The organism is Actinobaculum massiliense (assembly GCF_001457435.1).
Taxonomy (GTDB): Bacteria; Actinomycetota; Actinomycetes; order Actinomycetales; family Actinomycetaceae; genus Actinobaculum; species Actinobaculum massiliense.
This window is the reverse complement of record NZ_LN881716.1, coordinates 219,393-246,093: the sequence shown is the minus strand read 5'-3', so window position 1 is coordinate 246,093 and position 26,701 is coordinate 219,393. Positions and strand designations below refer to the sequence as shown.

Annotated in this window: 28 protein-coding genes; 23 read left to right on the top strand and 5 right to left on the bottom strand. The window is 61.4% G+C overall.

Annotated features, from left to right (window positions below; all coding sequences use genetic code 11):
• Positions 1-24: 24 nt before the first annotated feature.
• Both BN2664_RS01370 and BN2664_RS01365 read right to left on the bottom strand, forming a co-directional pair.
• Positions 25-1,377, bottom strand: a complete 1,353-nt coding sequence (locus tag BN2664_RS01370; RefSeq protein ID WP_007000430.1) for a PFL family protein — start codon at positions 1,375-1,377, stop codon at positions 25-27.
• A 7-nt stretch (positions 1,378-1,384) separates the two neighbouring features.
• Positions 1,385-1,651 (bottom strand): ACT domain-containing protein, encoded by a 267-nt coding sequence (locus tag BN2664_RS01365; RefSeq protein ID WP_040316926.1) that lies wholly within the window; start codon positions 1,649-1,651, stop codon positions 1,385-1,387.
• A gap of 141 nt (positions 1,652-1,792) precedes the next feature.
• Here BN2664_RS01365 and pyrH point away from each other — a divergent pair, with 141 nt between their 5' ends.
• The 9 genes from pyrH to BN2664_RS09415 all read left to right on the top strand — a co-directional run bounded on the left by pyrH (position 1,793) and on the right by BN2664_RS09415 (position 8,606).
• Positions 1,793-2,536 (top strand): UMP kinase, encoded by a 744-nt coding sequence (gene pyrH / locus BN2664_RS01360; protein ID WP_007000428.1) that lies wholly within the window; start codon positions 1,793-1,795, stop codon positions 2,534-2,536.
• An 87-nt stretch (positions 2,537-2,623) separates the two neighbouring features.
• Positions 2,624-3,181 (top strand): ribosome recycling factor, encoded by a 558-nt coding sequence (gene frr / locus BN2664_RS01355; RefSeq protein ID WP_007000427.1) that lies wholly within the window; start codon positions 2,624-2,626, stop codon positions 3,179-3,181.
• 75 nt (positions 3,182-3,256) lie between these two features.
• Positions 3,257-4,267, top strand: coding sequence for a phosphatidate cytidylyltransferase (locus tag BN2664_RS01350; RefSeq protein ID WP_155856433.1), 1,011 nt, complete (start codon positions 3,257-3,259; stop codon positions 4,265-4,267).
• 63 nt (positions 4,268-4,330) lie between these two features.
• The gene (locus BN2664_RS01345) at positions 4,331-4,876 is read left to right on the top strand and encodes a DivIVA domain-containing protein (protein WP_007000425.1); all 546 of its coding nucleotides are present in this window, start codon (positions 4,331-4,333) and stop codon (positions 4,874-4,876) included.
• A gap of 119 nt (positions 4,877-4,995) precedes the next feature.
• Positions 4,996-5,859: a GNAT family N-acetyltransferase gene (locus BN2664_RS01340; RefSeq protein WP_007000424.1), complete on the top strand. Its 864-nt coding sequence runs from the start codon at positions 4,996-4,998 to the stop codon at positions 5,857-5,859.
• A 166-nt stretch (positions 5,860-6,025) separates the two neighbouring features.
• Positions 6,026-7,804 carry a proline--tRNA ligase gene (locus tag BN2664_RS01335; protein WP_007000423.1) on the top strand — a complete coding sequence of 593 codons (1,779 nt, stop codon included), beginning with the start codon at positions 6,026-6,028 and terminating at the stop codon, positions 7,802-7,804.
• Between the two features lie 86 nt (positions 7,805-7,890).
• Positions 7,891-8,229 carry a PadR family transcriptional regulator gene (locus BN2664_RS01330; RefSeq protein WP_051014079.1) on the top strand — a complete coding sequence of 113 codons (339 nt, stop codon included), beginning with the start codon at positions 7,891-7,893 and terminating at the stop codon, positions 8,227-8,229.
• A 10-nt stretch (positions 8,230-8,239) separates the two neighbouring features.
• Entirely contained in the window at positions 8,240-8,413 is a 174-nt protein-coding gene (locus tag BN2664_RS09120; RefSeq protein ID WP_155856432.1) for a DUF5808 domain-containing protein, read from the top strand.
• A 70-nt stretch (positions 8,414-8,483) separates the two neighbouring features.
• Positions 8,484-8,606: a hypothetical protein gene (locus BN2664_RS09415; RefSeq protein ID WP_269431460.1), complete on the top strand. Its 123-nt coding sequence runs from the start codon at positions 8,484-8,486 to the stop codon at positions 8,604-8,606.
• Here the strand turns inward: BN2664_RS09415 and BN2664_RS01325 are convergent.
• Positions 8,603-9,616 (bottom strand): hypothetical protein, encoded by a 1,014-nt coding sequence (locus tag BN2664_RS01325; protein WP_007000421.1) that lies wholly within the window; start codon positions 9,614-9,616, stop codon positions 8,603-8,605. The genes BN2664_RS09415 and BN2664_RS01325 overlap by 4 nt on opposite strands.
• A gap of 101 nt (positions 9,617-9,717) precedes the next feature.
• Between BN2664_RS01325 and BN2664_RS01320 the strand changes: the two genes are divergently transcribed.
• The 9 genes from BN2664_RS01320 to BN2664_RS01280 all read left to right on the top strand — a co-directional run bounded on the left by BN2664_RS01320 (position 9,718) and on the right by BN2664_RS01280 (position 19,121).
• Positions 9,718-10,266 (top strand): ribosome maturation factor RimP, encoded by a 549-nt coding sequence (locus BN2664_RS01320; RefSeq protein ID WP_007000420.1) that lies wholly within the window; start codon positions 9,718-9,720, stop codon positions 10,264-10,266.
• 26 nt (positions 10,267-10,292) lie between these two features.
• Entirely contained in the window at positions 10,293-11,294 is a 1,002-nt protein-coding gene (gene nusA / locus BN2664_RS01315) for a transcription termination factor NusA (protein ID WP_040317075.1), read from the top strand.
• 177 nt (positions 11,295-11,471) lie between these two features.
• Positions 11,472-11,789, top strand: a complete 318-nt coding sequence (locus BN2664_RS09500) for a YlxR family protein (protein WP_007000418.1) — start codon at positions 11,472-11,474, stop codon at positions 11,787-11,789.
• Positions 11,790-11,847: 58 nt separating this feature from the next.
• Positions 11,848-14,778, top strand: a complete 2,931-nt coding sequence (infB, locus tag BN2664_RS01310; protein ID WP_007000417.1) for a translation initiation factor IF-2 — start codon at positions 11,848-11,850, stop codon at positions 14,776-14,778.
• 246 nt (positions 14,779-15,024) lie between these two features.
• A complete protein-coding gene (rbfA, locus tag BN2664_RS01305) occupies positions 15,025-15,492 on the top strand; it encodes a 30S ribosome-binding factor RbfA (RefSeq protein WP_007000416.1) in 468 nt (155 codons plus the stop codon).
• On the top strand, positions 15,489-16,913 hold the full coding sequence (gene brnQ, locus BN2664_RS01300) for a branched-chain amino acid transport system II carrier protein (RefSeq protein WP_007000415.1): 1,425 nt from the start codon (positions 15,489-15,491) through the stop codon (positions 16,911-16,913). The genes rbfA and brnQ overlap by 4 nt, the downstream gene beginning before the upstream one ends.
• Positions 16,894-17,910, top strand: coding sequence for a tRNA pseudouridine(55) synthase TruB (gene truB, locus BN2664_RS01295; protein ID WP_007000414.1), 1,017 nt, complete (start codon positions 16,894-16,896; stop codon positions 17,908-17,910). The genes brnQ and truB overlap by 20 nt, the downstream gene beginning before the upstream one ends.
• Before the next feature lie 219 nt (positions 17,911-18,129).
• Complete coding sequence (locus tag BN2664_RS01285) at positions 18,130-18,441, top strand: hypothetical protein (RefSeq protein ID WP_007000413.1); 312 nt, start codon at positions 18,130-18,132, stop codon at positions 18,439-18,441.
• Positions 18,438-19,121 carry a DUF981 family protein gene (locus tag BN2664_RS01280; protein WP_007000412.1) on the top strand — a complete coding sequence of 228 codons (684 nt, stop codon included), beginning with the start codon at positions 18,438-18,440 and terminating at the stop codon, positions 19,119-19,121. The genes BN2664_RS01285 and BN2664_RS01280 overlap by 4 nt, the downstream gene beginning before the upstream one ends.
• A 144-nt stretch (positions 19,122-19,265) precedes the next feature.
• Here the strand turns inward: BN2664_RS01280 and BN2664_RS01275 are convergent, their stop codons facing one another.
• Positions 19,266-19,781, bottom strand: coding sequence for an O-acetyl-ADP-ribose deacetylase (locus BN2664_RS01275; protein ID WP_007000411.1), 516 nt, complete (start codon positions 19,779-19,781; stop codon positions 19,266-19,268).
• Between the two features lie 187 nt (positions 19,782-19,968).
• On the opposite strand from BN2664_RS01275, the gene BN2664_RS01270 reads away from it, so the two are divergent.
• From BN2664_RS01270 to BN2664_RS01250, 5 genes are all read left to right on the top strand, one after another.
• Complete coding sequence (locus BN2664_RS01270; protein ID WP_007000410.1) at positions 19,969-20,409, top strand: OsmC family peroxiredoxin; 441 nt, start codon at positions 19,969-19,971, stop codon at positions 20,407-20,409.
• Between the two features lie 23 nt (positions 20,410-20,432).
• The gene (locus tag BN2664_RS01265; RefSeq protein WP_007000409.1) at positions 20,433-21,425 is read left to right on the top strand and encodes a bifunctional riboflavin kinase/FAD synthetase; all 993 of its coding nucleotides are present in this window, start codon (positions 20,433-20,435) and stop codon (positions 21,423-21,425) included.
• A gap of 237 nt (positions 21,426-21,662) precedes the next feature.
• Positions 21,663-21,932 (top strand): 30S ribosomal protein S15, encoded by a 270-nt coding sequence (rpsO, locus tag BN2664_RS01260; RefSeq protein WP_007000408.1) that lies wholly within the window; start codon positions 21,663-21,665, stop codon positions 21,930-21,932.
• Between the two features lie 333 nt (positions 21,933-22,265).
• On the top strand, positions 22,266-24,773 hold the full coding sequence (locus tag BN2664_RS01255; protein WP_007000407.1) for a polyribonucleotide nucleotidyltransferase: 2,508 nt from the start codon (positions 22,266-22,268) through the stop codon (positions 24,771-24,773).
• Positions 24,774-24,938: 165 nt separating this feature from the next.
• Positions 24,939-26,252: a M16 family metallopeptidase gene (locus tag BN2664_RS01250; protein ID WP_007000406.1), complete on the top strand. Its 1,314-nt coding sequence runs from the start codon at positions 24,939-24,941 to the stop codon at positions 26,250-26,252.
• 34 nt (positions 26,253-26,286) lie between these two features.
• On the opposite strand, the gene BN2664_RS01245 is transcribed toward BN2664_RS01250, so the two are convergent.
• Positions 26,287-26,556: a hypothetical protein gene (locus tag BN2664_RS01245; RefSeq protein WP_155856431.1), complete on the bottom strand. Its 270-nt coding sequence runs from the start codon at positions 26,554-26,556 to the stop codon at positions 26,287-26,289.
• Between the last annotated feature and the right edge of the window lie 145 nt (positions 26,557-26,701).

The window sequence follows — 26,701 nt, the reverse complement described above, 5'->3', positions numbered from 1 at the left end:
CCGCGCGCTAGGCGTTGAGCGTAGCTAGTTCTTGAACTGGTGCACGGGTGCGGGGATGAGCCCGCCCCGAGCCGCAAAACCAGCCGAGGAATACGGCGAAACCGGGAGTACCGGCGCCGAGCCCAGAAGGCCGCCAAATTCCACCGTGTCGCCCACCTTTGTTCCCGGGGCGGGAATCACGCGCACGGCGGTGGTCTTGGAATTCATAACGCCAATGGCGGCTTCATCGGCGATCATGCCGGCGATGGACGAGGCGGGGGTATCGCCCGGGATCGCGATCATATCCAGTCCCACCGAGCAAATTGCCGTCATGGCTTCGAGTTTGGCGAGGGAAATCGCTCCGCAGGCGGCGGCTTCAATCATTCCCTCGTCCTCGGAGACGGGGATGAATGATCCAGAAAGCCCGCCCACGCGCGAGCAGGCCATGAGTCCGCCTTTCTTCACCGCGTCATTGAGCAGAGCTAGCGCGGCCGTGGTGCCATGAGCTCCGACTTTCTCCAGGCCGGTTGCCTCCAGAGCGCGGGCAACCGAATCGCCGACGTCCGCCGTCGGCGCCAGGGAAAGATCGACGATACCAAAGGGAACGCCGAGCCGCTCGGCAGCCAGGCGCCCCACCAACTCGCCGGCGCGGGTGATCTTAAATGCCGCCTTTTTGATGACTTCCGCCAGCTCCGAGAAGCTCACCTCGCCAGCGGTTTGAATCGCGCGAGTAACAACACCGGGGCCGGAAACCCCAACCGATACCACGGCGTCCGGCATTTCAGGCCCGTGGAAGGCACCCGCCATAAACGGGTTATCGCCCACGGAGTTGGCGAAAACCACCAGTTTGGCGGCGCCGATTCCGCCTGGCTGGGCGCTCGCGGTTGCTTTTACAATCTGGCCCATGCGCGCCACCGCGTCCATATTGATGCCGGCGCGTGAAGATCCCACATTCACGGAGCCGCAAACCACCTCGGTGGTGTTGAGGGCTTCGGGTAGGCAATCCATTAGCGCCGTGTCGGCACGGGTTTGCCCCTTTTCCACCAAGGCCGAAAATCCGCCGATGAAGTTCACGCCGACGGTCTGGGCGGCGTCGTCGAGCATGCGCGCCCACGGAACGAGGTCCGTCTCCCGCGAGGCGGCGGCCACCAGCGCAATTGGCGTCACCGAAATGCGCTTGTTGACAATCGGGATGCCGAGCTCGCCCTCGATTTTCTCGCACGTCGTTACCAGGTTCTTGGCGCGGTTAACGATTTTTTCGCGCGCCCGGGCACGCGCCTTTTCGCCGTCGGAATCGGCGCAATCGAGAAGTGATATCCCCATCGTGACGGTGCGGATATCGAGGCGATCCGTGTGGATCATGGAAAGTGTTTCAAGAATGTCAGATTCGGTATTCATGAAGTGCTCACAACCTGTGCATGGCGTCGAAAATTGCCTCGGACTGAACGTGGATCTCAAGCGCTTCACGCTCTCCGAGCTTGCGCATATCGCCCTGCAAATCGGCGATATCCAGCTCGGCGGGCAAAACGATCTCCACGATCATGGTGAAGTAATCAGACATGATAGTTTGTGAAATATTCGCGATATTTGCGTGGTGCTCGGCAAGTTTGGTCGCGACGGTGGCGACGATGCCGGTACGGTCCCGGCCGGTAACAGTCATGATTGCTCGCATGTGCTCCAGTCTCTCACGTCCGGGAAGTTTTTCGCTCCCGCGCCGCGCGCTGGTAGGGTAAACGATGGTCGGTTTCAACGAGAATCTCGCGGCGGGCGCCAAGGGTGGGCCTCCGGCGGGAACAAACAGCGAGGAGTGGTCATGACGATTTTGGGGCGCCCCGCCGCACAAGACGGCGTACGAAGGGTTCTGCTCAAACTTTCCGGCGAAACCTTTGGAGGAGGGGAGGTCGGCCTTGACACCGACGTCCTGAGCCGGGTGGCCTCAGAGATCACCGACGCCGTTAATAGCGGCATTGAGGTGGCCATTGTGGTGGGCGGCGGAAACTTCTTCCGCGGCGCCGAACTCCAGCAGGGCGGTATGGATCGGGCCCGCGCCGACTATATGGGAATGCTTGGCACCGTGATGAACGCAATTGCCTTGCAGGACTTTATTGAGCGCGCCGGCACCCCCTGCCGCGTCCAGACCGCGATTCAAATGACGCAGATTGCCGAACCGTACATCCCGTTGCGTGCCATTCGCCACCTGCAAAAGGGGCGCGTGGTGATTTTCGGCGCCGGCGCCGGGATGCCCTACTTCTCCACCGACACCGTTTCCGCCCAGCGCGCCCTGGAGCTTCGTTGCGATGAGCTCCTGATGGGGAAGAACGGGGTCGACGGCGTCTATAGCGCCGATCCGAAGTTGAACCCGGATGCCGTCAAGCTGGATACGCTCACGTATTCGGAAGTTATTCAGCGGGACTTGCGGGTGGCGGATGCGGCGGCATTCTCGCTGTGCCGCGACAATGATTTGCCGATCCGAGTTTTCGGGATGAGCATTTCGCGCAACGTCACTTCAGCACTTCTGGGGGAGAACATCGGTACTCTGGTAACAGCGGATAAGTAACCTCGTCTTGAGGCCGATATCCAGACGCAGTTCAAAAAGACGCAGTTCATAGAGACGTAGTTCAGAAAACAGACACGTGAGGGGAAAATGATTCAGGAGACGCTCCGCGAAGCGGAAGAAAATATGCAGAAGACCATTGATTTCACGCGCGAAGAGTTCGGGCACATTCGCTCCGGCCGCGCCTCTGCGGGGCTTTTCAACCCCATCTTGGTCGACTATTACGGCACTCCCACCCCGCTCCAGCAGCTGGCCACCATTGTGATCCCCGAGCCGCGCACGGTGATGATTACGCCCTTCGATCCGAGCGCCAAGGCCAATATTGATAAGGCTCTGCGGGAATCAGATTTGGGCGTTAATCCGTCCGATGATGGCAACGTTTTGCGCATTAACCTCCCCGCTCTTACCCAGGAGCGGCGCCAGGAATACGTGAAGCTCGCCCGTGCGCGCGCGGAGGAGGGTCGCGTTTCCCTGCGTGGAGTTCGTCGCAAGGCTATGGATTCGCTGGAGAAGATGCAAAAGGACGGCGACGCCGGTGAAGACGAGGTGCGCCGCGCTGAAGAGCAGGTAGAAACGCTCACGAAGAAGTTCGTGACGGATATCGACAACCTTCTCCAAGCCAAGGAAAAGGACCTGATGGAGGTGTAAGTGCCCGGCGAGCACATCTCGCCAGCACCACCTGCAAGCAGAATTCCTGGATCCGAAAGCGTTACGCCAAAGCCCATGCATATATCGTCAGAAACTCCCGCGGATGCACCGGCGGGCGCGAGTGACGCGCGGGGGAGGTGTCAATCGCGCCGTCAGCGGTTGGCGCAATACCTTACGCCGCATCCGCCCGCACCGCCTAAGCCCTCGGCCTCGCGCGCGGGGCGCAATTTGAAACTGGCTGTTCCCACCGCCTTGGCGCTTTTGGTGCTGGTGGCGCTTTCGGTTGCGTTCCGCATGGAAATTTTCGTTGGCCTGGTGGTCATCGCGCTGTGCATTGCCGTGTGGGAAGTGGCGGGCGCCTTCCTCAACCGAGGAATTCGCATTGCCCTCACGCCTCTGGCTCTGGGCGTGGCCGCGATGGTTGCGGCCACCTGGTGGCGCGGATTGCTGGCGGGGATCGCGGCTTACGCCGTGACGCTCCTGGTGCAGTTCCTATGGATCGTTTGCCGGGAGCCACTCAGCCTGCATCGCGTGACGCAGTGGCGTAGGCGCGGGGGTAGACCGTCGGGCCCACTGCAGCCCGAGCAGCTACTGGTGGAAACTTCCGCCGGGGCGTTTGCCTTGGCCTGGATCGTATTGCTCGGAACCTTCGCCGTCGCGCTGGCGGGAACGGAGCAAGCACAAGCCCATATTGCCCTGCTTATCTTGATGCCGGTGGCCAATGACACCGGTGGCTGGCTGGCCGGGATTCTTTTCGGCAAGCACCCCATGGCCCCGAAGATTTCGCCGAAGAAATCGTGGGAAGGGTTCGCCGGATCCTTGCTCCTAGCGCTCGTGGTTGCCCTCGTCCTGGTTACCGCAATTCTCCATCACCCCTGGTGGGTTGCCGCCGCCACCGCGCTAGCCGCCGTCGTATGCTGCACCCTCGGGGATCTTTCCGAGTCATTGCTCAAGCGCGACTTGGGAGTGAAAGACATGGGCGCGATCTTCCCCGGCCACGGCGGAATGATGGACCGGCTCGACTCAATTCTCATGTGGGCACCGTTTTGTTATCTCATCGTGGTGGCCGCGAACGGGATACTATAAACTCGCGCAAGAAACCGGGCCAGATAGTCCAGGCCGCGGCGGCACAGAGGAGGACAGGTACCAATGGGGAAGGATACGTTCAAGCGAGTGGGTCCCTTCAGCCACGGATATGACGTGGACGAGGTCGATTCATTCCTCGAAAAGTCCCGGGAAGCCTACTCGAACGAAGACGGCACAATCGATGAAAACGACGTGCGCTCAATTGGTTTTACCCGCACCCGCCGCGGTTACGACACCGTCGCCGTCGACGCCGCGCTCGACCGCTTGGAAGCGGCCTTTATCCACCTCCACCGCGCGAATGTAATCGCCGAAGAGGGCGAACAAGCCTGGCTTTTGCGCGCCTACGAAGCCGCGAAGTCTCTTTATCCGCGTCTTTTGCGTCCGCGCGGGGAGCGTTTTGCGGATGCCGATGGGTGGGGCTACCGCAAGCAGGAAGTCGATGCCCTGATGGGAAGGCTCGCCCGCTATTTCGACGGTGAAGCCGAACTGACCTCTCAGGATTTGCGCCAAGCCCTTTTCCCGGAGGCGAAGAATTCCGCCGCCTATGACGAAAGCGTGGTCGACGTTTTTATTGAGCGCGCGGTGACGGTGCTGACCTCGGTGGAGTAATCACGATACGAAGTCTCAAACTCTGGCGCATGCTGAACCCGGGCGGTAAGGCGTGCCATACTGGGCCGGGTGACAATGGAAGTGAGCCGGCAACGGCGCAGGCTAGTGGGAGAGGTACTATGAGTCCTTTACGCTGGCCCGGCCGCTCAATCGCTACCCTGCGCAACCTCCGCACCCTGGAGAAGGACAAGGTATACGAATTCTTCGCCCGCGATCCCGTCAACTCCGTTATCGCGCGGGTGAACGTGGAGCGAATGTCTTCCAGGTCCGCGTCGCTCCTCGCCCAATGCGGTGATTCGGGGGAAATTCTCGCGGTTGCCTGGGACGGTGGAAATGTGATTCCCCTCGGCTTTTCCGAGGACGGTTTAGACGAGCTGGCGGCGAGTTTGCTTTCCCGACGCCGGATTGCGACGTCGTTGGTTGGCCCGGCTGATCAGGTGCTCGGGCTGTGGCGGCGCTTAGAAAAGTCGTGGGGCCCGGCCAGGGACGTGCGCGAGTGCCAGTACTCCATGGTGATGACGGAGAAGTCTCGGGTGAAACCGGACTCGGCGGTGCGCCCCGCGCTGTCCGAGGAAGCGCCGCTGGTGCTACCGGCGTCGGTGGCAATGTTTACCGAAGAAGTTGGCTACAACCCTATGATTTATGGGAATTCCTACGCTTACCACGTGGGGGTTCTGATCGACCGTGGGCTTACTTTCGTGCGCACCGAATGCGATGAGAGCGGCCAAGAAAAGGTAGTTTTCAAGGCCGACGTCGGCGCTCTGGCCGGCGGCGTCGCGCAGATTCAGGGAGTCTGGGTGGATCCGCACTGGCGCGGGCAGGGGATCGGTACGCACGCGATGGCCGCCGTCGTTGAATTTGTACTGAAATACATCGCTCCCACGGTCTCGCTGTACGTCAACGACTACAACGTTCACGCCGTACGCCTCTATGAAACGGTGGGCTTCACGCGGCGCGAGGACTGGGCCACGATTCTGCTGTAGTCGCTCGCAGCGCGCCGGCGCAGGTTGCTGTTGCGCGAGCGGCGGAAGAGAACGCGGCGGCGCCGGGAGGGTTTGCAGCAGCGCCGGGAGGATCGTCACCCCACAACTTTGCCCCCGCGGCGCGTGGGAAGTGCGCAATCGGGCTACACTGATACGCGTGCTAAGAATGTCGACTTTGTTTGTCCGTACCCTCCGCGAAGACCCTTCTGACGCCGAGGTGCCCAGTCATAAGCTCCTTATCCGCGGTAGCTACGCGCGCCGCGTGGCCCCGGGGATTTACACCTGGCTGCCGCTGGGCTTGAAGGTCTTGCGCAAGGTGGAACGGGTGGTCCGCGAGGAAATGGATGCGGCCGGCGCGCAGGAAGTGCTTTTCCCCGCGCTTTTGCCGCGTGAGCCCTACGAGCAGACCGGCCGCTGGGAGGAATACGGTCCGCAGCTTTTCCGCCTGCAGGATCGGCGCCAAAATGACTACCTCCTGGCACCCACGCACGAGGAAATGTTCACGCTTCTCGTCAAGGATCTCTACAGCTCCTACAAGGATCTGCCGCTGACGCTCTACCAGATTCAGACCAAGTATCGTGACGAGGCACGTCCGCGCGCGGGCCTCATTCGCACGCGCGAGTTCGTAATGAAGGACGCCTACTCCTTCGATATGGATGAGGCGGGCCTGGATGCCTCCTACAAGGTGATGCGCGAGGCGTACCAGAAGGTGTTCACTCGCCTTGGCCTTCCGTTCGCGATTGTGTCGGCCATGTCCGGCCCGATGGGTGGTTCGAAGTCCGAAGAATTCCTTTACCCGACGCCGGTGGGCGAGGATACGTTTGTACGCTCGGCGGGCGGCTACGCCGCAAATACCGAAGCGGTGACCACGGTAGAGCCGGCCGAACAGGATTACGCCGGTGTTCCGGCTCCGGAGCTGGTGGAAACCCCCAATGCGAAGACCATTGCGGACCTGGTGGAGGTGGCCAATAGGGTTCACCCGCGTGAGGATCGCCCCTGGCAGGCCTCCGATACGCTCAAGGTCGTCGTCGTGAAACTAACCCACCCGGATGGGAAGACCGAGCTGGCCATTATTGGTGTGCCGGGCGATCGGGAAGTTGATGAGAAGCGCGTCGAGGCGGCGCTTTCACCCGCCGAGGTGGAGATGGCCGGACCCGAGGACTTCGAAAAGTTCCCCGAGCTGGTTGCTGGCTACACCGGCCCGCAGGTGATTGGCCCGCAGTCCGCGCGCCGCGAAGGCCTGGCGGAGGACGAAGATCTTCCCCTGCGTTTCTTCCTCGATGCGCACGTTGCTCGCGGTAGCCGCTGGATCGCGGGTGGAAACGAGCCGGAAAAGCATGTATTCAACCTGGTGTACGGCCGCGACTTTGAGGCCGACGAGCGGATTGAGGCCGCCGAGGTGCGCGAGGGCGACGAGGCACCGGACGGTTCTGGCCCGTTGCAAATTGCGCGCGGAATCGAAATCGGGCATATCTTCCAGTTGGGCCGCAAGTACGCCAAGGCGCTGGACCTGACGGTGTTGGATGAAAACGGCAAGACCCGCGTGGTCACCATGGGAAGCTACGGCATTGGTGTTTCGCGTGTTATGGCCTCCCTAGCGGAGGAGTACCACGACGAAAAGGGCCTGGTGTGGCCGGTTGAGGTTGCTCCCGCGCAGGTCCACGTGCTTGCGACCGGCAAGGATGAGGAAATCTTCGCGGCGGCAGAAAAGCTCTCGGAGGAACTGGACGCCGCCGGCGTTGAGGTGATCTTCGACGATCGCCGCAAGGTCTCCGCGGGCGTGAAGTTCAAGGACTTCGAGCTTTTGGGTATGCCCTACGGAATCGTGGTGGGAAAGGCACTGCAGGACGGCAACGTTGAACTTCGTAACCGCGCCACCGATGAGCGCAAGATCGTGCCGCTCGCGGATGCGGCCGCGCAGATGCTCGCTATCCTCAGCAAGTAACGCCGCTAGGCGCGCGATAAGAAAACTCAAAAAACGGCGGGTTCGCACCAGATGCGGGCCCGCCGTTTTCCCGTTTGAGTGGGGGCTTGAGTTTTTTCCCGCGGCTGGGCGCAGGCTTTTCCCTGGGCGGGGGCTGGAGTTTTGCGACGCGAGGCGACCTACGGGGTGCGTTGCTGGCTGAGTTAGGCCAATATGCAGGCCTCGACATTGGCTCTGGCACCCTTTACCCGCTTTTGCGCCGATTGCGGCAGACCGGAATGGTTATCGCTCATTGGGAGGAATCCCCGGTCGGTCCGCCGCGGAAGATCTACAAAATCTCAGCCGACGGCGAGGAATATTTGCACAAACTCACCCGCGAATGGCGGGCAATCAACCGGGCTCTGGCCGGCATCCTGGGTGAAACGAAAGGGGAAAATCATGGCTAAACCACGATGTATGAGCAAAGAAGCGCGGCTCAGAGTATTCGACCCGGAAAGTCCGCGACTGTTCGTTCCGCGTTCATCTGGTTGGGGATGGGAGCTCAATCTCGGCGCCGTGGCCGCCAAACTCGGCCTCATCCGCCCCGACGATACGGTTGAAGATCTCGAAGCCTACATTCAGTTGAGCTGATTAAAGGCTTAGCGCCACCCGCCGCTCTCTGGAAAACAAACCCGCGAGCAAGTCCGCGCGGTATTGGGAGGTGCCGGTCGGATTAGTCGCCATTCCCGCGGTGTCGGTGGGAGTAATGGCGGTGACGATTAGGGCCGCTTTGCGAGAACTGGATACCGAGCTCGCCCATGGCGCCGAGCAACGAGCGAACTAGTGACGCTCGTTAGCTAGGCCGGGCAGGGCCGGCGCGGCGGAACGCTCAGCTGAATCGAGGTAGAGCGAGCACCCGAAGTTCACGAGTTCCCGCGCATCGCCGTTCGCGCCGGTCAGAATCTCGGCATAGTTTTCGAGGCCGAGATTAATAAGATTTTCGCTTGATTCGTCCGTGGGATAGGCGGCGGGAACCATGCGCGAATCGGGTATACCGGCACCCACCATGCCCTCCTCAAAAGTGGTGAGCGCATTAATTCGCGGCAAGCGCTGATTTCGTTGCGCTGGCTCGAGCCGCGCGGTAGCGGTTTCAATCCACTCCCGGGAGGCGCTCGCTTTTTCCAGCCCGGCCGATGAGGCCGCCAAAGCCCCCGCACTTTCCGCATTTGCTTCACAAGCGGGAACCTCGGTGCCCGCCGCTTCGGCTAGAAGTTGCGCATCAAGCCGGGCTCGCAGAGCAATGGAAAGGTAGAGCGGCCTGGAGGGCGCGGATTCGATTGACTCGCTTAGTCCGTTGGCGGCCGCAATTGCCGCATCGGAGAGGTCTAGCGCCTGCGCGGCCAATTCCTGGGTGGAAAGATCCGCTCCTGAGGTGGGTAGGGGAGGATTGGTTGTCCCGGCGGGAGCTCCGGTGGGCCATGGCTCCCACACGCCCCCGAGCGCATTGCTAAATTCCGCGGCGTGGGATGCAACCTGGGCGTAAGTTTCGCCGTCGTACTGCCGAGCGCCGTCGGCCAAGCGAGTCGCACGAACCGCGAGGTCCTGCCGCGCCGCCTCTGCCGCCGGCACGGGAGCGGGCTCCTCGCTTCCGAAACGCACGCCTATCGCGGCGAGGATCCCCACGAGCAACGCGGCCAGCAGAACAGCCCAGATGGCCGTCCCCGCCACCGCTTTCCAACCGCGCGGCCGGGAGTGGGAGATATCGCGTAACTTCGCGCTTGCATGGGCGGTGGCTACCGAGCCACCCGCGGAAGATCCGCGGGTCTTCCGGTTACCGTGGTGAAGGTCGCTCAATCTTTTCCTCCCTCGCTCAATTAACGCCTCGGTGGTTCATCCTTTCACGCGAAGCCGTGTTTTCGGGAAAGGAACGCTGGTGGGCGGGTACGCTAGATCGCATGAATCGCCAGAATCACAAACGTCCGCCCGCTCGCCGGGACAATCACGCTCCGCAAGCGCCGCGCGCCAAGGGCGCCGGATCGCAACTGCAGGCCCGCGTTATCGAAGCGATAGAGCCGGTTGTCAAGGAATCCGGGCTCTATTTGGAGAGCGTTAAAGTCGGTCGCGGTGGCCAGCGGTGCGTGGTCCGGGTGACGGTCGATTTGCCGGCGGGGCCGGGCGGCGTCGGTTCGGATCAACTAGCTGAGGTTTCCCGAGCGATCTCCGCGCGTTTGGACGACGTCGACTTAATCGAAGGTGCCTATAACCTCGAAGTGTCTACCCCCGGCGCGGATCGCCTGCTCATCGAGCCACGGCACTTCTCACGAGCCCAGGGCAGATTGATTAAGGTCACGCCGATAGAGGGAAAACCCGTGGTGGCACGCCTAGAGGCGGTTGAGGGTGATATTTTGGTACTCCGTGGGGACAACGGCACCTGGCGTCAACCCATTCGAGATATCGCGAAAGCGCGGGTTCAGATTTCATTCGATCACCCGGACGATAACTAGGAGATACTGTGGATTTCAAAATCCAGATGACTGAGCTCCGGGCTCTGGAGAGCGAGCTTGGGGTAGGCGTCGACGTGCTGATGAAGACCATCGAGGAGGCGCTTCTCTACGCCTATATGCGCATGCCGGGAGCGGTTAAGGGCGCGCGCGTGGAGTTGGACCAAAAGAGCGGGGACGTAACCGTCTGGGCCCCGGAGGTCGATGAGGAAGATAACGTCATCGGCGAATTTGATGACACCCCTAAGGACTTTGGCCGGATTGCCACCGCCACCGCGAAGTCGGTGATTGCGCAGCGTTTGCGCGAAGCCGAGGCGGATCGGGTCCTTGGCTCGTTCAAGCATAAGAAGGGCGAAATTGTTTCCGGCGTGGTGCAGCACCATGCCGGAAAAGACGCTGACTCGCGCGATTTGCTGGTGGACGTAGGCGAGCATGAGGCAATTCTGCGCGCCGAGGAGCAGGTTCCGACCGAACACTTCCACCATGGCGACCATATTCGCGCCCTGGTTTTGGATGTGGCCGTTACCCCGCGTGGCGCTTCGGTGCGTCTTTCACGTACCCACCCGGATTTTGTGCGCCGGCTTTTTGAGCTTGAGGTGCCCGAGATTGCTGAGGGAACGGTGGAGCTCGTCGCGCTCTCGCGCGAGGCGGGGCACCGCTCGAAGGTCGCGGTGTGGTCACCCGACGAAACGATTAACCCCAAGGGCGCTTGCATTGGCCACAATGGTCAGCGCGTTCGCGCGGTAACGCAGGAGCTCAATGGGGAAAAGATCGACATCGTGGACTACGACGACGATCCGGCAAAGTTCATCGCCGAATCGCTTTCGCCAGCCACGGTACTGCGGGTGGAAATCCTCAATAAGGACCACCGCCAGGCTCGGGCCATTGTGCCGGACGGTCAGGCATCCCTCGCCATTGGCAAGGAGGCGCAAAATGTTCGCCTCGCTGCCAAGCTCACCGGATGGTCAATTGATATCCGTAAGGAATCCGACGCCACTCCGCATGAGTGCTATGCGGAGCCGGGGGAATAAGATCCCTGGCCGACGCCGGTGGCCCGCGTTGCCTTAGGGCAAGACCGCGCGGGCCCTTTCGGCCAAATATGAGAGCAATCTCGCGGCCGAGCCGGAATGCGACTCACAGATTTTCGTTAACCTTTAAGCCGGTGAGCCGCTAGAATCGGTGAGGCGTTCTGTAACAAGGAGACATTCGTGAATCCACGCACGTGCGTGGCATGCCGAAAAAAGGATGCACCTAGCCGCATGGTGAGGCTCGCATACACCAACGGGTACGTCGTCGTCGACCGGGAAGGAAAACTACCCGGACGCGGGGCGTGGACACACCCGGAATCGGTATGTCTTACCGGAACGCTACGGAGCGGTGTATTGGCACAGGCTTTTCGGAGCCGCGTAAATACCTCGCTACTGGAAGAAGAAATACAACAAGTCAGTTCGCTCGGAAGGGCGAAAACCCGAGATACAGAAAGCGGGTTGGAAGCTGATGGGCACCCGATGAGTACCCAGCGATGAGCTGCCAGATTTAGATGGGTCCGCGCGCATTTGCCGGGGCCCCCAACGAAGGAGAACTGTGGCAAAAGTCCGCGTCCATGAACTCGCCAAGGAAATTGGCGTCACGAGCAAGAAACTGCTCGCGGTGCTGAAGGAAAACGGTGAATTCGTTAAGTCAGCCTCGTCAACAATCGAGGCTCCCGTCGTGCGTAAGGCACGCGATTATTTCGATGCGCACCCCGAAGAGGTAGGCGCAGAATCCGGCAAGAAGGCGCCCGCGAAGGCAAGCGGCGCGGCGGCAAAGAAGGAATCCGCTAAGCCGAAGAAGCCCGCCGCCGGTACCCGCGCGGCGGTTGATCGGCCGGCCGGATCCGAAGCAATTGTGGTGGAAACACCCGCCGATGAGGCGCAGGCAAATAAGCCCGCGCCGGCCAAGCGGGCCGGCTCCAGCTCTGCCCCGAAGCCGGGCCCCAAGCCCGCGCCGAAGCCAGCCGCCCCGGCGCCGGCCGACGATGCTGCGCCCGAGCAAGCCTCGGCCGCCTCGCACGGTGAGGCTGGCGGGGAAAGTGCCGCGAAGCCGTCCCGCCCCGAACACTCCGAGCAGCGCTCGAATATTCCTACCCCGATGGGCGCAGCCAAGTCGGCTCGCGCCGCGCGGGCGGAGGCAACCCCGGGCCCGCGCCCGGGCAACAATCCCTATGCTTCCAAGCAGGGTATGCCTCGCCCGGGTGGCGGGCGCGGACATAAGCCGCGTCCCGGTAATAACCCCTATGCTTCCAAGCAGGGTATGCCTCGCCCGGGTGGCGGGCGCGGCCGCGGCGCCAAGCCCGGCGCACCCGCGCAGGGCCAAGGTCAGGGTCGGGGGCAGGGACATCAGAATCACCAGGGCGGCGCGAATACGCGGCGCGGCCCGCGCCCCTCGCCGAATATGATGCCCAGCCAGATGGCGGGCCAGACCGATAATCGCGGCGGCGGCCGCGGACGCGGCGGGCGCTCCGGGCAGAACAACAACGGTGCCGGAGGCGGCGCGCATCGCCGTCCGGGAGGCGGTTTCACCCGTAGCGGTGGCCGTACCCGCGGTGGTTCGACCGCTGGCGCGTTTGGCCGGCGCGGTGGCGGCGCGCGGCGTAAGTCGAAGCGCACGCGGCGCGAAGAGTTCGATGCAAATGCATCGCCAACCGTACGCGGCGTTCAGATCCCGAATGGCAACGGGCAGACCCTCAAGGTCCGCCAGGGCTCGTCGGTGGCGGACTTCGCTGAGCAGATCGGCGCCTCCAGCGCGGATCTGATTACCGTCTTGATGCGCATGGGCGAGATGGCCACCATGAACCAGTCGCTCGACGAGGACACCTTCAAGCTCCTCGGCGAGGAAATTGGTTACAACGTGGAAATCCTCTCTCCGGAGGACGAAGATCGCGAGATCCTCGAGTCCTTCGATATCGATCTGGAAGCCGAGGAAATCCTCGACGACGACGATGAGTTGGAGTCCCGCCCGCCGGTGGTCACCGTTATGGGCCACGTCGATCACGGTAAAACCAAGACCCTGGACGCCATCCGCCACGCTTCGGTGGAAGGTACCGAATCCGGTGGTATCACCCAGGCAATTGGTGCCTACCAGACCCACGTGAAGTACGAGGGCCAGGATCGCGCGATTACCTTTATCGACACCCCGGGCCACGAGGCGTTCACCGCTATGCGTGCCCGCGGCGCGAACGTCACCGACATCGCGGTGCTGGTTGTCGCTGCCGACGACGGCGTGATGCCCCAGACGGTGGAAGCAATCAACCACGCCCAGGCGGCCAAGGTTCCGATCGTCGTCGCCGTCAACAAGATGGACGTGGAGGGCGCGAACCCGCAGAAGGTTCGCTCCCAGCTCACCGAATACAACCTCATCGCGGAAGATTATGGCGGAGACACCCTCTTCGTGGATATTTCCGCCAAGCAGCGCACCGGTATCGATGACCTCCTCGAGGCCATTCTGTACGTGGCGGATGCGGAACTGGATTTGCGTGCAAATCCGAACCGCCCCGCGCGCGGTGTGGCGGTGGAAGCCAAGCTTGATCAGGGTCGCGGCGCGGTTATTACCGGCCTGGTCCAGGTGGGTACCCTGCGCGTGGGCGATCCGATTGCCGTCGGCACCGCGCACGGCCGCGTGCGCGCCATGTTCGACGAGCACGGCCAGCCGGTTGAGGCCGCTGGCCCCTCGCGGCCGGTGCAGGTGCTGGGTCTTTCCTCCGTGCCCTCGGCCGGAGATATGTTCCTGGTGGCTGAAGATGAGCGCACCGCCCGGCAGATTGCCGAGCAACGCGAATCCGCCAAGCGCGCGGCAAACCTCGCCAAGCGTCGCAAGCGCGTCTCCCTGGAGAACCTGGGCGATGTGCTCAAGGAGGGCAAGGTCGATACGCTCAACCTCATTATTAAGGGTGACTCTTCGGGTGCCGTGGAAGCGCTCGAATCCTCGCTCCTGGATATTGAGGTCGACGACGAAGTTCAGCTCGACATTATCCATCGCGGCGTCGGTGCGATTACGCAAAACGACGTTAACCTCGCGACGGTCGATAACGCCGTCATTATCGGCTTCAACGTTCGGCCCGCCGAGCGCGTGCAGGAGCTCGCCGATGAAGAGGGCGTGGAGATGAAGTTCTACTCCGTCATTTACGACGCGCTCAACGACGTCGAAGCGGCTATGAAGGGCATGCTCAAGCCGATCTACGAGGAAGTCCAGCTGGGCACCGCGGAGATCCTGCAGCTCTTCAAGTCCGGCAAGGCTGGAATGATCGCCGGTTCGAACGTGCGCAAGGGCACGATCAAGCGCGGTGCCAATGCCCGCCTGGTTCGCGATGGCGTGGTTATTGCTCCGGATCTCAAGATCGTCTCGCTACGCCGCGAAACCGAGGATGTTACCGAGGTTCGCGAGGGTTACGAGTGCGGTATTACTCTCGGCCACAAGGACATCCGCGTGGGCGACATTATTGAAACCTTCGAGATGCAAGAAAAGCCGCGTAACTAGCGCTATTTCTTCCTCTCGGCCCTCTCCGCTTGGTTTTGCTTCGCGGGGAGGGCCGGTTTCTTTCCGCGCCAGCTAAGCCTCTGAGCTGGCGCTTTGCAAAGCGTGTCCGGATGGTGGCGGTGTTACCTATTTCGCGTAGGGAATTACTAGGGAAAGTCACAACCGTTAAGTAGTCTGGGCACTGGAACTTGAAGGAGGCGGGAAGCAATGTTTCCCGCCTCCTAAAAGATTTACGAGGAGAACATTATGGTAAATCCCCGCGCGGATAGAGTTGCCAAGCGCATCCAGCAAATCGTAGCTGGGATGCTTGGTGGCAAACTCAAGGATCCGAGGCTCGAACTAGTAACGATTACTGACGCTCGAGTTACCGGCGATCTTCAGCAAGCCACGGTGTATTTCACCGCCCACGGGGAAGAACGCCAGGTTGCCGCCGAGCGTGGCCTCAATGCCGCGAAGGGCGTGATTCGCAGCGAAGTTGGAAAGCAACTTGGTCTGCGCCTCACCCCGACGATTGAATTTGAGGTGGATAACCTTCCGGAAGCAGCGCGTTCTTTTGAGGACGTCCTCGATGCTGCGCGGCGCCGCGACGCCGAACTCGCCGCTCAGCGCGGTAGCGAATACGCCGGCGGGGAAGATCCGTACCGGACCAGCTCTAGCCAGGAGCCCGCAGAGCACGAGGGCTCCTCCGATACAGAATCAGCGGAAGAACGATGAGCGATACAACCACGAACGAAATTATTTTGACGCCGGGCGCCAAGACCAAAAAGATTTTGGTCACCGGCCTGGCACTTTTCGCCATGTTCTTTGGTGCCGGGAACCTCATTTTCCCGGTCATGATGGGAATTGGAGCCGGTACCGCAGCAAAGTCGGCGGTCCTCGGATTCATTGGTACGGGAGTTGTACTCCCGGTCCTCGCGCTGTTTGCGGCGTCGTCGTCGAAAGATGGAACACCCCGCGAAGTAGCCGAACGCATCGGAAAAATCCCCGGAACCGTGCTTCTCTTCGCGATTTTCCTGACCACCGGAATGTTTTACGCGGTGCCGCGCGTGGCGGCGGTTTCCTACGAGATGGCGATCGCGCCCGTGATCCCGGCGGCGCAGAGCAACGGTGGGGTGTGGCTGGCGGTTTACTCGCTGATTTTCTTCATCGTTACTTACGTCATCGTTCTGCGGCCTAGCGAGGTTGTGCGACGCATTGGCTCGATCCTCACTCCCGCGCTCCTCGTTCTGATGGCGGTGCTGGTGGTGACGGTGGTGGTGAAGCTGATGCCGGTCGGCAACGCCCCGGAAGTCAAGTACGCGGCAAATCCGGTGGCGGCAGGTCTGCTCGAAGGATACTTCACCATGGACGCCCTGGCTTCCTTCGTTTTCGGTTTGGTTATCGTGGGTGCTTTGCGGCACGAGGGCTTTGCTAGCCAGCGTTCGTCCTTCCGCGCCACCGGTGCGGCGGGTCTGGTAGCCGGTGCCTTCCTTGCCATCGTGTACGTGGGCCTGTGCGCGATCGGTACCCGCGTTGCCGGCGACGGCTACGGAAACGGCGCAGAGGCGCTGTCCGGGGTCGCCCAGCAGTTCTACGGCACCGCCGGGCAGGTGCTCTTCGGCGTGATCGCCATTCTGGCCTGCCTGACCACCTCGACCGGTCTGCTCACGGCCTCCACGGCGTTCTTCCGTAGCTACTGGCCGAACGTTCCCTATCGCACCATGCTTCTGGGCCAGGTGGCGATTGCCCTCGCGCTGTCCAACCTGGGCCTGGACCAGATCCTCAGCCTCATTATGCCGGTGAATCAGCTGATTTATCCGGTGGCCGTGTGCCTGGTCCTGGTGACGATCATGGATATTTTCCTTCCCGGTCGCCTCTACTGGACCTATCGCCTCACCGCGTGGGTGGCGGGTTTCGTCTCGCTGTTCGAGGCTCTTTGGGCAACGAATCTGGCCGTTTTCGCCCCTTTGCGCGACGTGCTTGACGCTTTCCCTCTGGGGTCTGCCCACCTTCCGTTCGCGGCGCCGGCGGCGGTTGCCTTGGTCATTGGGTTCGCGATCGACGCCGCGCAGAAGCGCTTCGGTTTGCATGAGATCGAAGAGACCAAAGCGCCCGTAGCGGCGGAAACGAGCGTCAATGAGCTCGCAACCCGCTAAGAGTTCGCGGGGCAAGGGCCGGGACACGAGCGCCCGGCCCTTCGCGCGCCGCGAGATGCCGTGGGGCGATCTTCCGCGCGGGCAAGAATCCGCTAGCGGAATCGTGATCGTCGATAAACCTGCCGGAGTTACCTCGCACGACGTCGTAGGCGCCATGCGGCGCCTAGCGGGGACGCGAAAGGTGGGCCATGCCGGAACCCTCGATCCCATGGCCACCGGAATCTTGGTTATCGGCGTGGGGGCGGCAACGAAACTTCTGACCTACCTCAGCGGAGCGGATAAGGATTATTCGGCGACCTTCCGCTTCGGAGTGGGAACGGATACCGAAGACTCCACCGGGAAAGTTATGAGCGCTCCCGGGTTTTCCGGCGGAGAGGCCGAGGTTGATCGCGCCTTCGCCACGCTTACCGGCTCCACCAGCCAGGTTCCGAGTATTTATTCGGCGAAGAAGGTTGCCGGGCGGCGCGCCTATGATTTGGCGCGCGCGGGAGAAGCAGTAGAGCTGGCGGCCAATGAAGTATTTATTGCTCGCGTGGCTCGCTGCGGTGACCTACGACCCGCTACCCAAGAAGTTGAGGGGCGCGAGGTGGAAGTTGCCGACGTCGACGTCGAGGTGACGTGCTCCTCGGGGACTTACGTGCGCGCGATTGCCCGAGATGCGGGCGGCCTGGCCGGTAGCGCGGGGCTGATGAGCGCTCTGCGCCGGACCCGAGTGGGGCAGTTTGGCTTGGAAGCGGCCCGCACCATGGAGGAGCTAGCGGCGCAGGTGCGAGAAGACGGAACCCTTTCGGTAATTCCGCTCGCCGCCGCGGCACAACTTGCTTTGCCGGCGCTGAGTGTTTCGGCCGCCGAGGCCGATTTACTTCGCCACGGGCAGTTTATTGACCGAGAGGCGAGTGATTTTCCGGTGGCGCTGGTGTGCGGAGAGGATGACCTGGTGGCAATTGGGGTGCGCCGCGGGGACCAAATTGGGCCCACCGTGGTATTCAACCGGTAGGGATGCCTGACCCGTAGCGATGCTTATCCGATAGGGACTCTCAATCGGCGGGGATATCCAAGCGGTAGTGGTTTTGGTGCCCGCGTGTCGAAATTTCAACAGCTGAATATTGCATGATCGCCAGACGGTGCCCGGAGAAGGGAAACCGCTTTATAGAGCCGAAAGGTTGGAGCGCTTCCGGGTCGGCGACGTGTGGGGAAAGAATTAAGAAGAGTGCCAATGATTGATACTTCTTCTACTTCTGTGTCCCAAACTACAAAAAAGGTTTATCATGACCGTATGAAAGAAGTTGATGACTTTACAGGTCTCCCACGGGACCTGGAAGATGTAGCCGCTTATAAGTGGGCGTCTTTGATTTCAAAGATTGTTTGGGCGGTTCTTGCTGTTGGAATTATTGTTGGGATCATTTTCTGGGTCACCGCCACCGGTGATACCGGGCAGGATCTCGGTGCTCTCAGCTGGTGCCTCACCGGCGGAATCTGCATCGCTCTCCTTTCGGTCCGTCAAGGAATTTTGGGGGAGCGGCAATGAGTATTTTGATGCAAGGTGTTACTTATAACACCATGATGGCGCTGGTTGCCGGCGCAATTATGGTCATGGTTCCGCTTTTCGTGCGGGCGGCCTCCCGGCCGAATCGCCGCACCGTGGCGGGTTGGGGCTATATGTTCATTGGTCTTGGTGCGTTCCTGGGTATTGCCGGAATTCACATGATGCTCACCTGGCCTCTGGCTCAGATCGATGGGGCTTTCTGTTGTGCGGTTGACAACATCACCTTCGGTGAGCCTGCCGCCTTCTTCGGCATTCTGACCTTCATTGCCGGTAGTGCGATCGTTCACGCCGAGCGCGCCGCTGACCGCGGGGACCGCGAGTTCGATCTGGTTGCCACCCTTCGCCCGATCCTCTACGTGGGCGCAATTGGCGGCATTGGTCTGGTGTTCTTCGGAATTGCTGGAATGCACTTCGGTATGTGGCGTCCGCCGGACACCGAGCCGATCGCGCGCTTGCTGGCCGGCTCACTGATGGAGCCGCTCCTGATGATGATGCTCTACATGGGCACCGGCGTTGCCGCCATGCTTTCGCCCTTCGCCCCGGAGAACAAGCACGTGGCGCGAGTTGCAACCCTCATTACCTGGGGTTGCGGCGTGCTGTGGTGCTTCCTCTCCTTCACGGTGTTCTACAGCCACGTCGGGTTCTTCCCTCCGGCCGGCTAAAACTCCGATTCTCTAGTCTGAAAAAGGTCTGGGTTCAATCCGATGATTGGGCCCAGACTTTTTTGCAGGTGGTAGCGTCCTGGCTTTGCTGCCATCACGGCGCTATCCCCGCCCCGGGACAATTTCCTCTGCGGCGCCACTCCGTTACAGCCGCGCGGCTACCCGCTTCCATACATCGAGAGCGGAGCTGCCAAAAAGGCAAAACGTAATCTCCATTTCGCCCGGATCTTCAAGCGCAACGTTCAGTCCAATGCGGGCTACCTCCTCCATATTCCAGCCGTAAACCCCACCTGAGATGGCGGGGAAGGCAAGAGAGCATGCGCCGACGCCGTACGCCTCCGCCAGGGAATTGCGTAAAGCGCTGGCCAATAAGCGCGGATCGGTTTGACCAATGTTTCGGTTGGGGCCAACAGTGTGAATGACCCAGCGGCACGGGAGCTGATATGCGCCCGTCACTACCGCCTCGCCAACGGGGAGTCCTTCCGGATAGCGCGTGCGCCGAATTTGCCTGCATTCGGCCAAAAGCTCAGGCCCGGCGGCCCGGTGAATTGCGCCGTCGACTCCGCCCCCGCCCAGAAGGCTTGAGTTCGCGGCGTTGACGATGGCATCCACGCGCAGTTCGGTAATGTCCCCAGAAATCAAGCTAATATCGCCGGCCATGTTTTTACTCTACGGCCTGCGTTTGGTGGGAAGTTAGCGTGGTGCGCGATTGCCGCTTTTGCCGGGCGCGCAATCGCGATCTCTTGTGTTGAGTGATTCGGGTCATAGTGAAACACTGGGTGATGGTTCGGGCACCGAAAACTCGGTGTTTGAAACACTCAATTTTGCAAAGCTATGGAGGAATGCAATGGCCACTCGCGAAGCAACGAATGTTTGGACCGGAACGCTGGAAGCCGGGTCGGGTGAAATTCTCGATTCATCCTCGGCGGCCCTCAACGGCCAAAAAACCACCTGGGCCTCGCGCACCGAAGAGCCGGACGGAATGACGAGCCCGGAGGAGCTCATCGCCGCCGCGCACGCCTCGTGCTACTCGATGCAACTCGCCGGGCTTTTGACCGAGAACGGCACCGAGCCCCAGAAAATCGAGGTGACGTCCTTGATTAAGCTGGCCGAGGTCGATGGGGTTCCCACCATCGTGGAAGATAAGCTCGTCGTTCGCGCCACCGTGGCAGATATCGAGGAGTCGAAATTCCAGGAGATCGCCAAAGAAGCGAAGAATATCTGCCCGGTTTCACGTTTCTTTGCGGGCGGTTCGGGCGAAATCACGCTTTCAGCAGAGTTAGCGTAGCTAGGCTCCGCTAGTATTACCGGGTGCAGATTTGGCGAAATTCGGCTGACATTCCGGCGGACCTTTCCCGGACCGTCGTAACATTTGGGGTTTTTGACGGGGTACATCGCGGCCACCACGCAATTTTGCGACGCGTGGTTGAAATTGCCGGCGAACGCGAGTGGCCGGCCGTGGTGCTCACCTTTGACCCGCATCCCGCGAATGTACATCGCCCGGGCCAGCACGTTCACCTCATTGCCACGCTCGAAGAGCGCCTCAATCGCATTGAGGCCACCGGGGTGGATGCGGTGTTCGTGCAGCATTACACGCTTGATTACGCGCGGGCCACCGCGGCCGAATTCGTGCGTAAGCAACTCGCCGGCGATTTGCACGCGGGCGTCGTCGTCGTCGGAGAAGACGCGCGTTTCGGGCGCGGAAACGAGGGAGACGCGGCGCTTTTGCGCCAGCTCGGTGGCGAGGCGGGTATCGAGGTCGAGGTAATCTGCGACCGATGTGACGAGGATGGGGAGCGCTGGTCATCGACCGGAGTGCGAGCCTTACTGGAGAAGGGCGACGTGGCGCGTGCCGCGAAAATCCTCGGACGTCCGCACCGGATTCGCGGCACCGTTGAGCATGGCGCAGCGCGCGGTCGCACGCTCGGATTTCCAACCGCTAACCTCTCGGGGGACGGCTTAGGGGAGGTGCCGGCCGACGGCGTCTATGCCGGGTGGCTGGTGAGGAAAGTGGCGGGCACAACCGCCACCGAGTATCTCCCCGCCGCTATTTCGGTGGGAACGAATCCGCAGTTCGACGGCGAAACTCGCACGGTGGAGGCGCACGTCCTGGGGCGCTACGACCTCAATCTTTACGGTGAGGAGATCGCCATTGAATTTGTCTCTTACCTGCGTCCCATGTTGAAACTGGATTCGGTCGAGGCGTTGTTAGCACAAATGGACAAAGATCTGCTGGCCACGGCGGATACGCTCGGCGTACCGCCAGCCGGGAGGGTCGAGCCGAATAAAGTGACGGCGTCGTAGGCGGGGGAGCGGTGCCGAAAGGTCCGGTGAGCGGCCGGGCCTCGCACGCGAGCGGGGCGGGAGCCCCGAGTCCGGGCATGGCGAGTCGTGGAGCGGCCAGCGAATGCGAGAGGTGCCACAGGCGCGGTACGCCGGGCAATGGTAAAGTAGACGCTTGCCGTAGATCGGCCGCGGTAGCGTCATGCCCGGGAGAAAAGGCCCCGGAGCTCCGCGCAACGGATATATAAGGAGAATCGTATGGCCCTCAAGCCTGAAGAAAAGCAGCAGATCATCGCCGAATACGCGACCCACGAGGGTGACACCGGTTCGCCCGAGGTGCAGGTAGCCCTGCTTTCGGCCCGCATCAAGCAGCTGACGGAGCACTTCCGCACCAATATCCACGATCACCACTCGCGTCGTGGTCTGATGCTTCTGATCGGTCAGCGTCGTCGCCTCCTCAGCTACCTTGCTGATGAAGACATTGAACGCTACCGTTCTTTGATCGCTCGTCTCGGCCTACGCCGATAGACGAAAAGGGAGCGGCTCGGAGAAAATCCGAGCCGCTTTGCTCATGTTCCAAGCAATATTCGAGCTAAATCGCTTACGCTTAGAACGGGCCGCGCGCTTTCGCCGCTGAGGCGAGACGGCGCTACGCGCTCTTGGCGCACCGCGTTCGAAACCGCGGCCATGGAAATACCGGAGGCGCTGCCTCCACGTGAAAATAAGCTAAGAAAATAGGTTGTCCCGTGTGGTCTTCGGTGAAGGCTTCCGGAAGGCTGGCGCGCGATGAGGTGGCGCGAGGTTTTCCGTGGGTGCTCACTGACGGCCGCGCGAGGGGCACGAGAATAACAAGGAGGTCCCGTGGAGGGTCCTAATATTCACTCTGTCGAAGCCGTTATCGATAACGGCGATTTCGGCAAGCGCACCATTCGCTTTGAAACCGGTCTGCTTGCCCAGCAGGCTTCGGGTAGCGCGCTGGCCTATCTGGATGGCGAAACCACTGTTCTGTCTGCCACTACGGCGTCGAAGTCGCCGAAGGAGCACTTTGACTTCTTCCCGCTGACGGTTGACGTGGAAGAGCGTCAGTACGCCGCCGGCCGCATTCCCGGAAGCTTCTTCCGCCGCGAAGGCCGGCCGTCCACCGACGCCATCCTGGCTTGCCGCATTATCGATCGCCCGCTGCGCCCCCTGTTCAAGAAGGGGATGCGTAACGAGGTGCAGATTGTGGCCACGGTCCTGACCGTTGCCCCGGATGATGCCTACGACGTTCTGGCGATTAACGCTGCTTCGCTTTCTACTTCGCTTTCCGATCTTCCGTTCTCCGGTCCGGTGGGCGGCACCCGCATCGCGCTGATTGACGGTCAGTGGGTCGCCTTCCCGCGCTATTCCGAGAATGCGCGCGCCACCTTCTCCATGGACATTGCCGGCCGCGTGGTGGGCGACGACGTCGCAATTACCACCATTGAGGCGCAGGCGCCGGAGAATGCCGAGGAGAACATTGCCTCGGGCGGCATCGCGCCGACCGAAGAGATCGTCTCGCAGGGTATCGAGGCCGCCAAGCCGGTTATCCGCACCCTGTGCGAAGCTCAGCAGCAGCTTATTAACGAGTGCGGTAAGGAAACCGCGGAGTACCCGATCTTCCCGGATTACACCGAGGAGCAGTACCAGGCCGTTTCCACGCAAATTGGCGATCGCTTCAACACGATCCTCGGGATTGTGGACAAGCAGGAGCGCGATGAGGCTCTCAACGAGCTCACCGACCAGATTGTTTCCGAGCTCACCGAGGCGGAAGGTGCCGCATTCGATGCGGAAGATGACGCCGACTCGCTGGCGGCAGCGGTCAACGCCAACTTCAAGAGCGTTATGCGCGAGCACGTGCTAACCGAGAACGTGCGTATGGATGGGCGTGGCCCGGCCGATATCCGTTCGATTTACGCGCAGGTAGGCGTGCTCCCGCGCGTTCACGGCTCGGCAATTTTCCAGCGCGGCGAAACTCAGGTGCTCGGCGTAACCACGCTGAACATGCTCAAGATGGAGCAGCAGCTCGATAACCTTTCGCCGATCAAGGCCAAGCGCTACATGCACCACTACAACTTCCCGCCTTACTCGACCGGTGAGACGGGCCGCGTGGGTTCGCCCAAGCGCCGCGAGATTGGCCACGGCCACCTAGCCGAGATGGCGCTGGAGTCCCAGCTGCCGGGCCGCGAGGAGTTCCCGTACGCAATTCGCCAGGTCTCCGAGACCATGGGCTCGAACGGTTCCTCCTCCATGGCGTCTGTTTGCGCCTCGACTCTGGCCCTGCTCAACGCGGGCGTTCCGCTCAAGGCGCCGGTTGCCGGTATTGCCATGGGTCTAATCTCGGCACAAATCGATGGCGAGGCCAAGTTTGTGGCCCTCACCGATATTCTCGGTGCGGAAGACGCGTTGGGCGATATGGACTTCAAGGTTGCCGGAACCCGGAACTACATCACCGCTCTGCAACTTGATACCAAGCTCGACGGAATCCCCGGCGATGTTCTCTCCGCCGCGCTCGATCAGGCCCGCGATGCCCGTATCGCGATCCTCGATCTAATGCACGAGGCCATCGATGGCCCGGACGAGATGGCTCCGACCGCTCCGCGCATTATTACCGTTCAGATCCCGGCCGATAAGATCGGTGAGGTCATTGGCCCGAAGGGCAAGATGATCAACCAGATCCAGGACGATACCGGGGCGGAAATCACCATCGAAGAAGACGGCACCGTGTTTATCGGCGCTACCGATGGCCCGTCTGCGGAGGCCGCCCGCGATCAGGTGAACGCGATTGCCAATCCGCAGCTACCCGAGGTGGGCGAACGCTACGTTGGTACGGTTGTCAAGACCACCAGCTTCGGCGCCTTCATCTCGCTAACGCCGGGCCGCGACGGCCTGCTCCACATTTCGCAGATTCGCCGGCTCGTCGGCGGCAAGCGTATTGAGCAGGTTGAAGATGTGCTCAACGTGGGGGACAAGGTCGAGGTCGAGATTACCGAGGTGGACGACCGCGGCAAGATCTCGCTTTCGGTGACGGCCGACGACGAAGCCGAAGCGGAAAATGCTGAGGCTTCGCAGAACGACGACGCAGAGGACTCCAACGAATCCCACGCCCGCCGCGAATCTCGCGGCAAGCGCTCGGGCCGTTCGCGCACCCGCAAGCACTCGAACCGCTCGGAGGATTCCGCCGATAGCACCGACAGCTCGGAGAGCGCTGAATCTGCGCAGAGCGCCGATGAAGCTGACGAGGACGAGAATTCCGATTCCGACCGTCCGACTCGCGGTAGCCGCGGGTCGCGCGGTAGCCGCGGTGGTCGCCGTCGGCGCCGTACCCGGACCAACTCGGACGAAAACTAAACGATAGCGGCGGGCTCGCCTGGCGACGTCGTTCGCCGGGCGCCGGCCCCGCCCGCGCAAAGTTTGAGCGAGGACCTTTTCCACTGGGGAAAGGTCCTCGCTCTTTACAGTCACTTGCCGCGCATAATCCCGGCCACAACATTTGCGCGGGCGCCTCGCTAAGCTATGACGGTGCAGTATTCACAGATTCCTCTCCCGCTCCAGGCAGGTAGCGACATTGATATAAACGACGACGGCGCGCGGTTGCGCCGGAGCGTGCTACCGGGCGGGCTTCGCGTACTGACTACCAGCTTGCCGCATATTCGCTCGGTGCATCTCGGGTTCTGGGTGGGCTCCGGTTCGCGCGATGAGGAACCGGGGACGGAAGGATCCACGCATTTCCTCGAGCATTTGCTGTTCAAGGGAACCGCGCGGCGCTCAGCAAAAGATATTGCCGAAGAAGGGGATTTCCTGGGCGGCGGCTTCAACGCCGCTACGTCCAAGCAATACACCTGCTACTACGGTCACGTCTTTGACGAAGACCTGCCCGGCGCGGTGGATCTGCTGGCAGATATGATCACCTCTGCCGCGCTTGATCCCATGGACTTTGCCACCGAGCGCGGGGTTATTTTAGAAGAACTTGCCATGTACGCCGACGATCCGGCATCCGTGGCGATGGAAAAGATCCCGGAACTGGTTTACGGCGCTCATCCACTGGGTCGCCCGATTGGCGGTACCGCGGCGGAGGTTTCCTCGCTGGCGCATAGCGCCCTCACGGATCACTATGCCGCCGTCTACAACCCGCAAGAGCTGGTGGTGAGCGCCGCCGGCGCGGTGGAGCACGAAGCGTTCTGCGAGCTCGTTTCAGACGCACTGCTTCGCGGTGGCTGGAAGTTCGACGACGCCGCCGATCCCGCCCCGCGCCGGCGGGCCGAGGCGATTACATATCCGAATGGTTCGGATACGAAGATATCGCGCGAGGTCGAACAGGCCGCGGTGGTGGTCGGGATGCCGGCGATTGACCTGTTCGATGACCGGCTCTCCGTTTTGTTCGCACTCAATGCAATTCTCGGCGGCGGGAGTTCCTCGCGGCTCTTCCAGGAAATCCGCGAAAAGCGGGGTCTGGCATACTCGGTTTACGCCTTCCCCGGTATCTTCCGCGAGGGTGGAATGTTCGGAATGAGCGCGGGTTGCAACCCGCAAAATGCCTCCGAGGTAAAAGCCCTTATGTTCGGCGAGCTGGAGCGAATTGCCGGCTACGGGGTAACCGACGAGGAAGTGGAATCCGCCTTCCGGCGCCTGCGCGCGGATATCGTGTTCTCCAACGAGAGCGTACACAATGAAATGAACCGCCTGGGAACCGCGGAACTAATCCGCGGAGAGCTCATTTCCCAAGATGAGCATTTGCGCCGCGCTCGCGCCGTCACCGCGCGTGATATCCAGGATCTAGCCGCAATCCTCGCCGAGCAACCACGATCCAGCGTTATCGTAGGGGGCTAGTGGGGCGGTTAGGCGCGGATGAAAGCTATTCAGATCACGAACACCATGAAAACCGCGGCGCAGGCTGAAAAACGTAAAGCCCGCGACGTCTGCGTCCCCACGCGTCCAGGTTTTCACTTTCCCACTTGGCTGCGAGCTTTGGAAATACCCAAACCGCTAGGGCCTCGAAAACCGCTGTTACGAGGAACGAGATCCACCACTCGTTGACGAATTCGCTCAGTGCAAATCCCCGCCCTGACGAATACAACGCCATGGTGGCGATCGTCGCCAGCAGGAAACCTATAAAGACGAGAAGTTTCTTCACGGTATCTCTCTGAATACTCACACCGTGACGAGCCATCTTTGGCAGAGCGGTTATTAATAAAGGCATTTTAGTGAGTCGTTCGGATCTGGTGCAAGTTCAGCGGAAGCGCACATAGCAATGCGCCCGGAGCGGGCCGCAAAGTAAG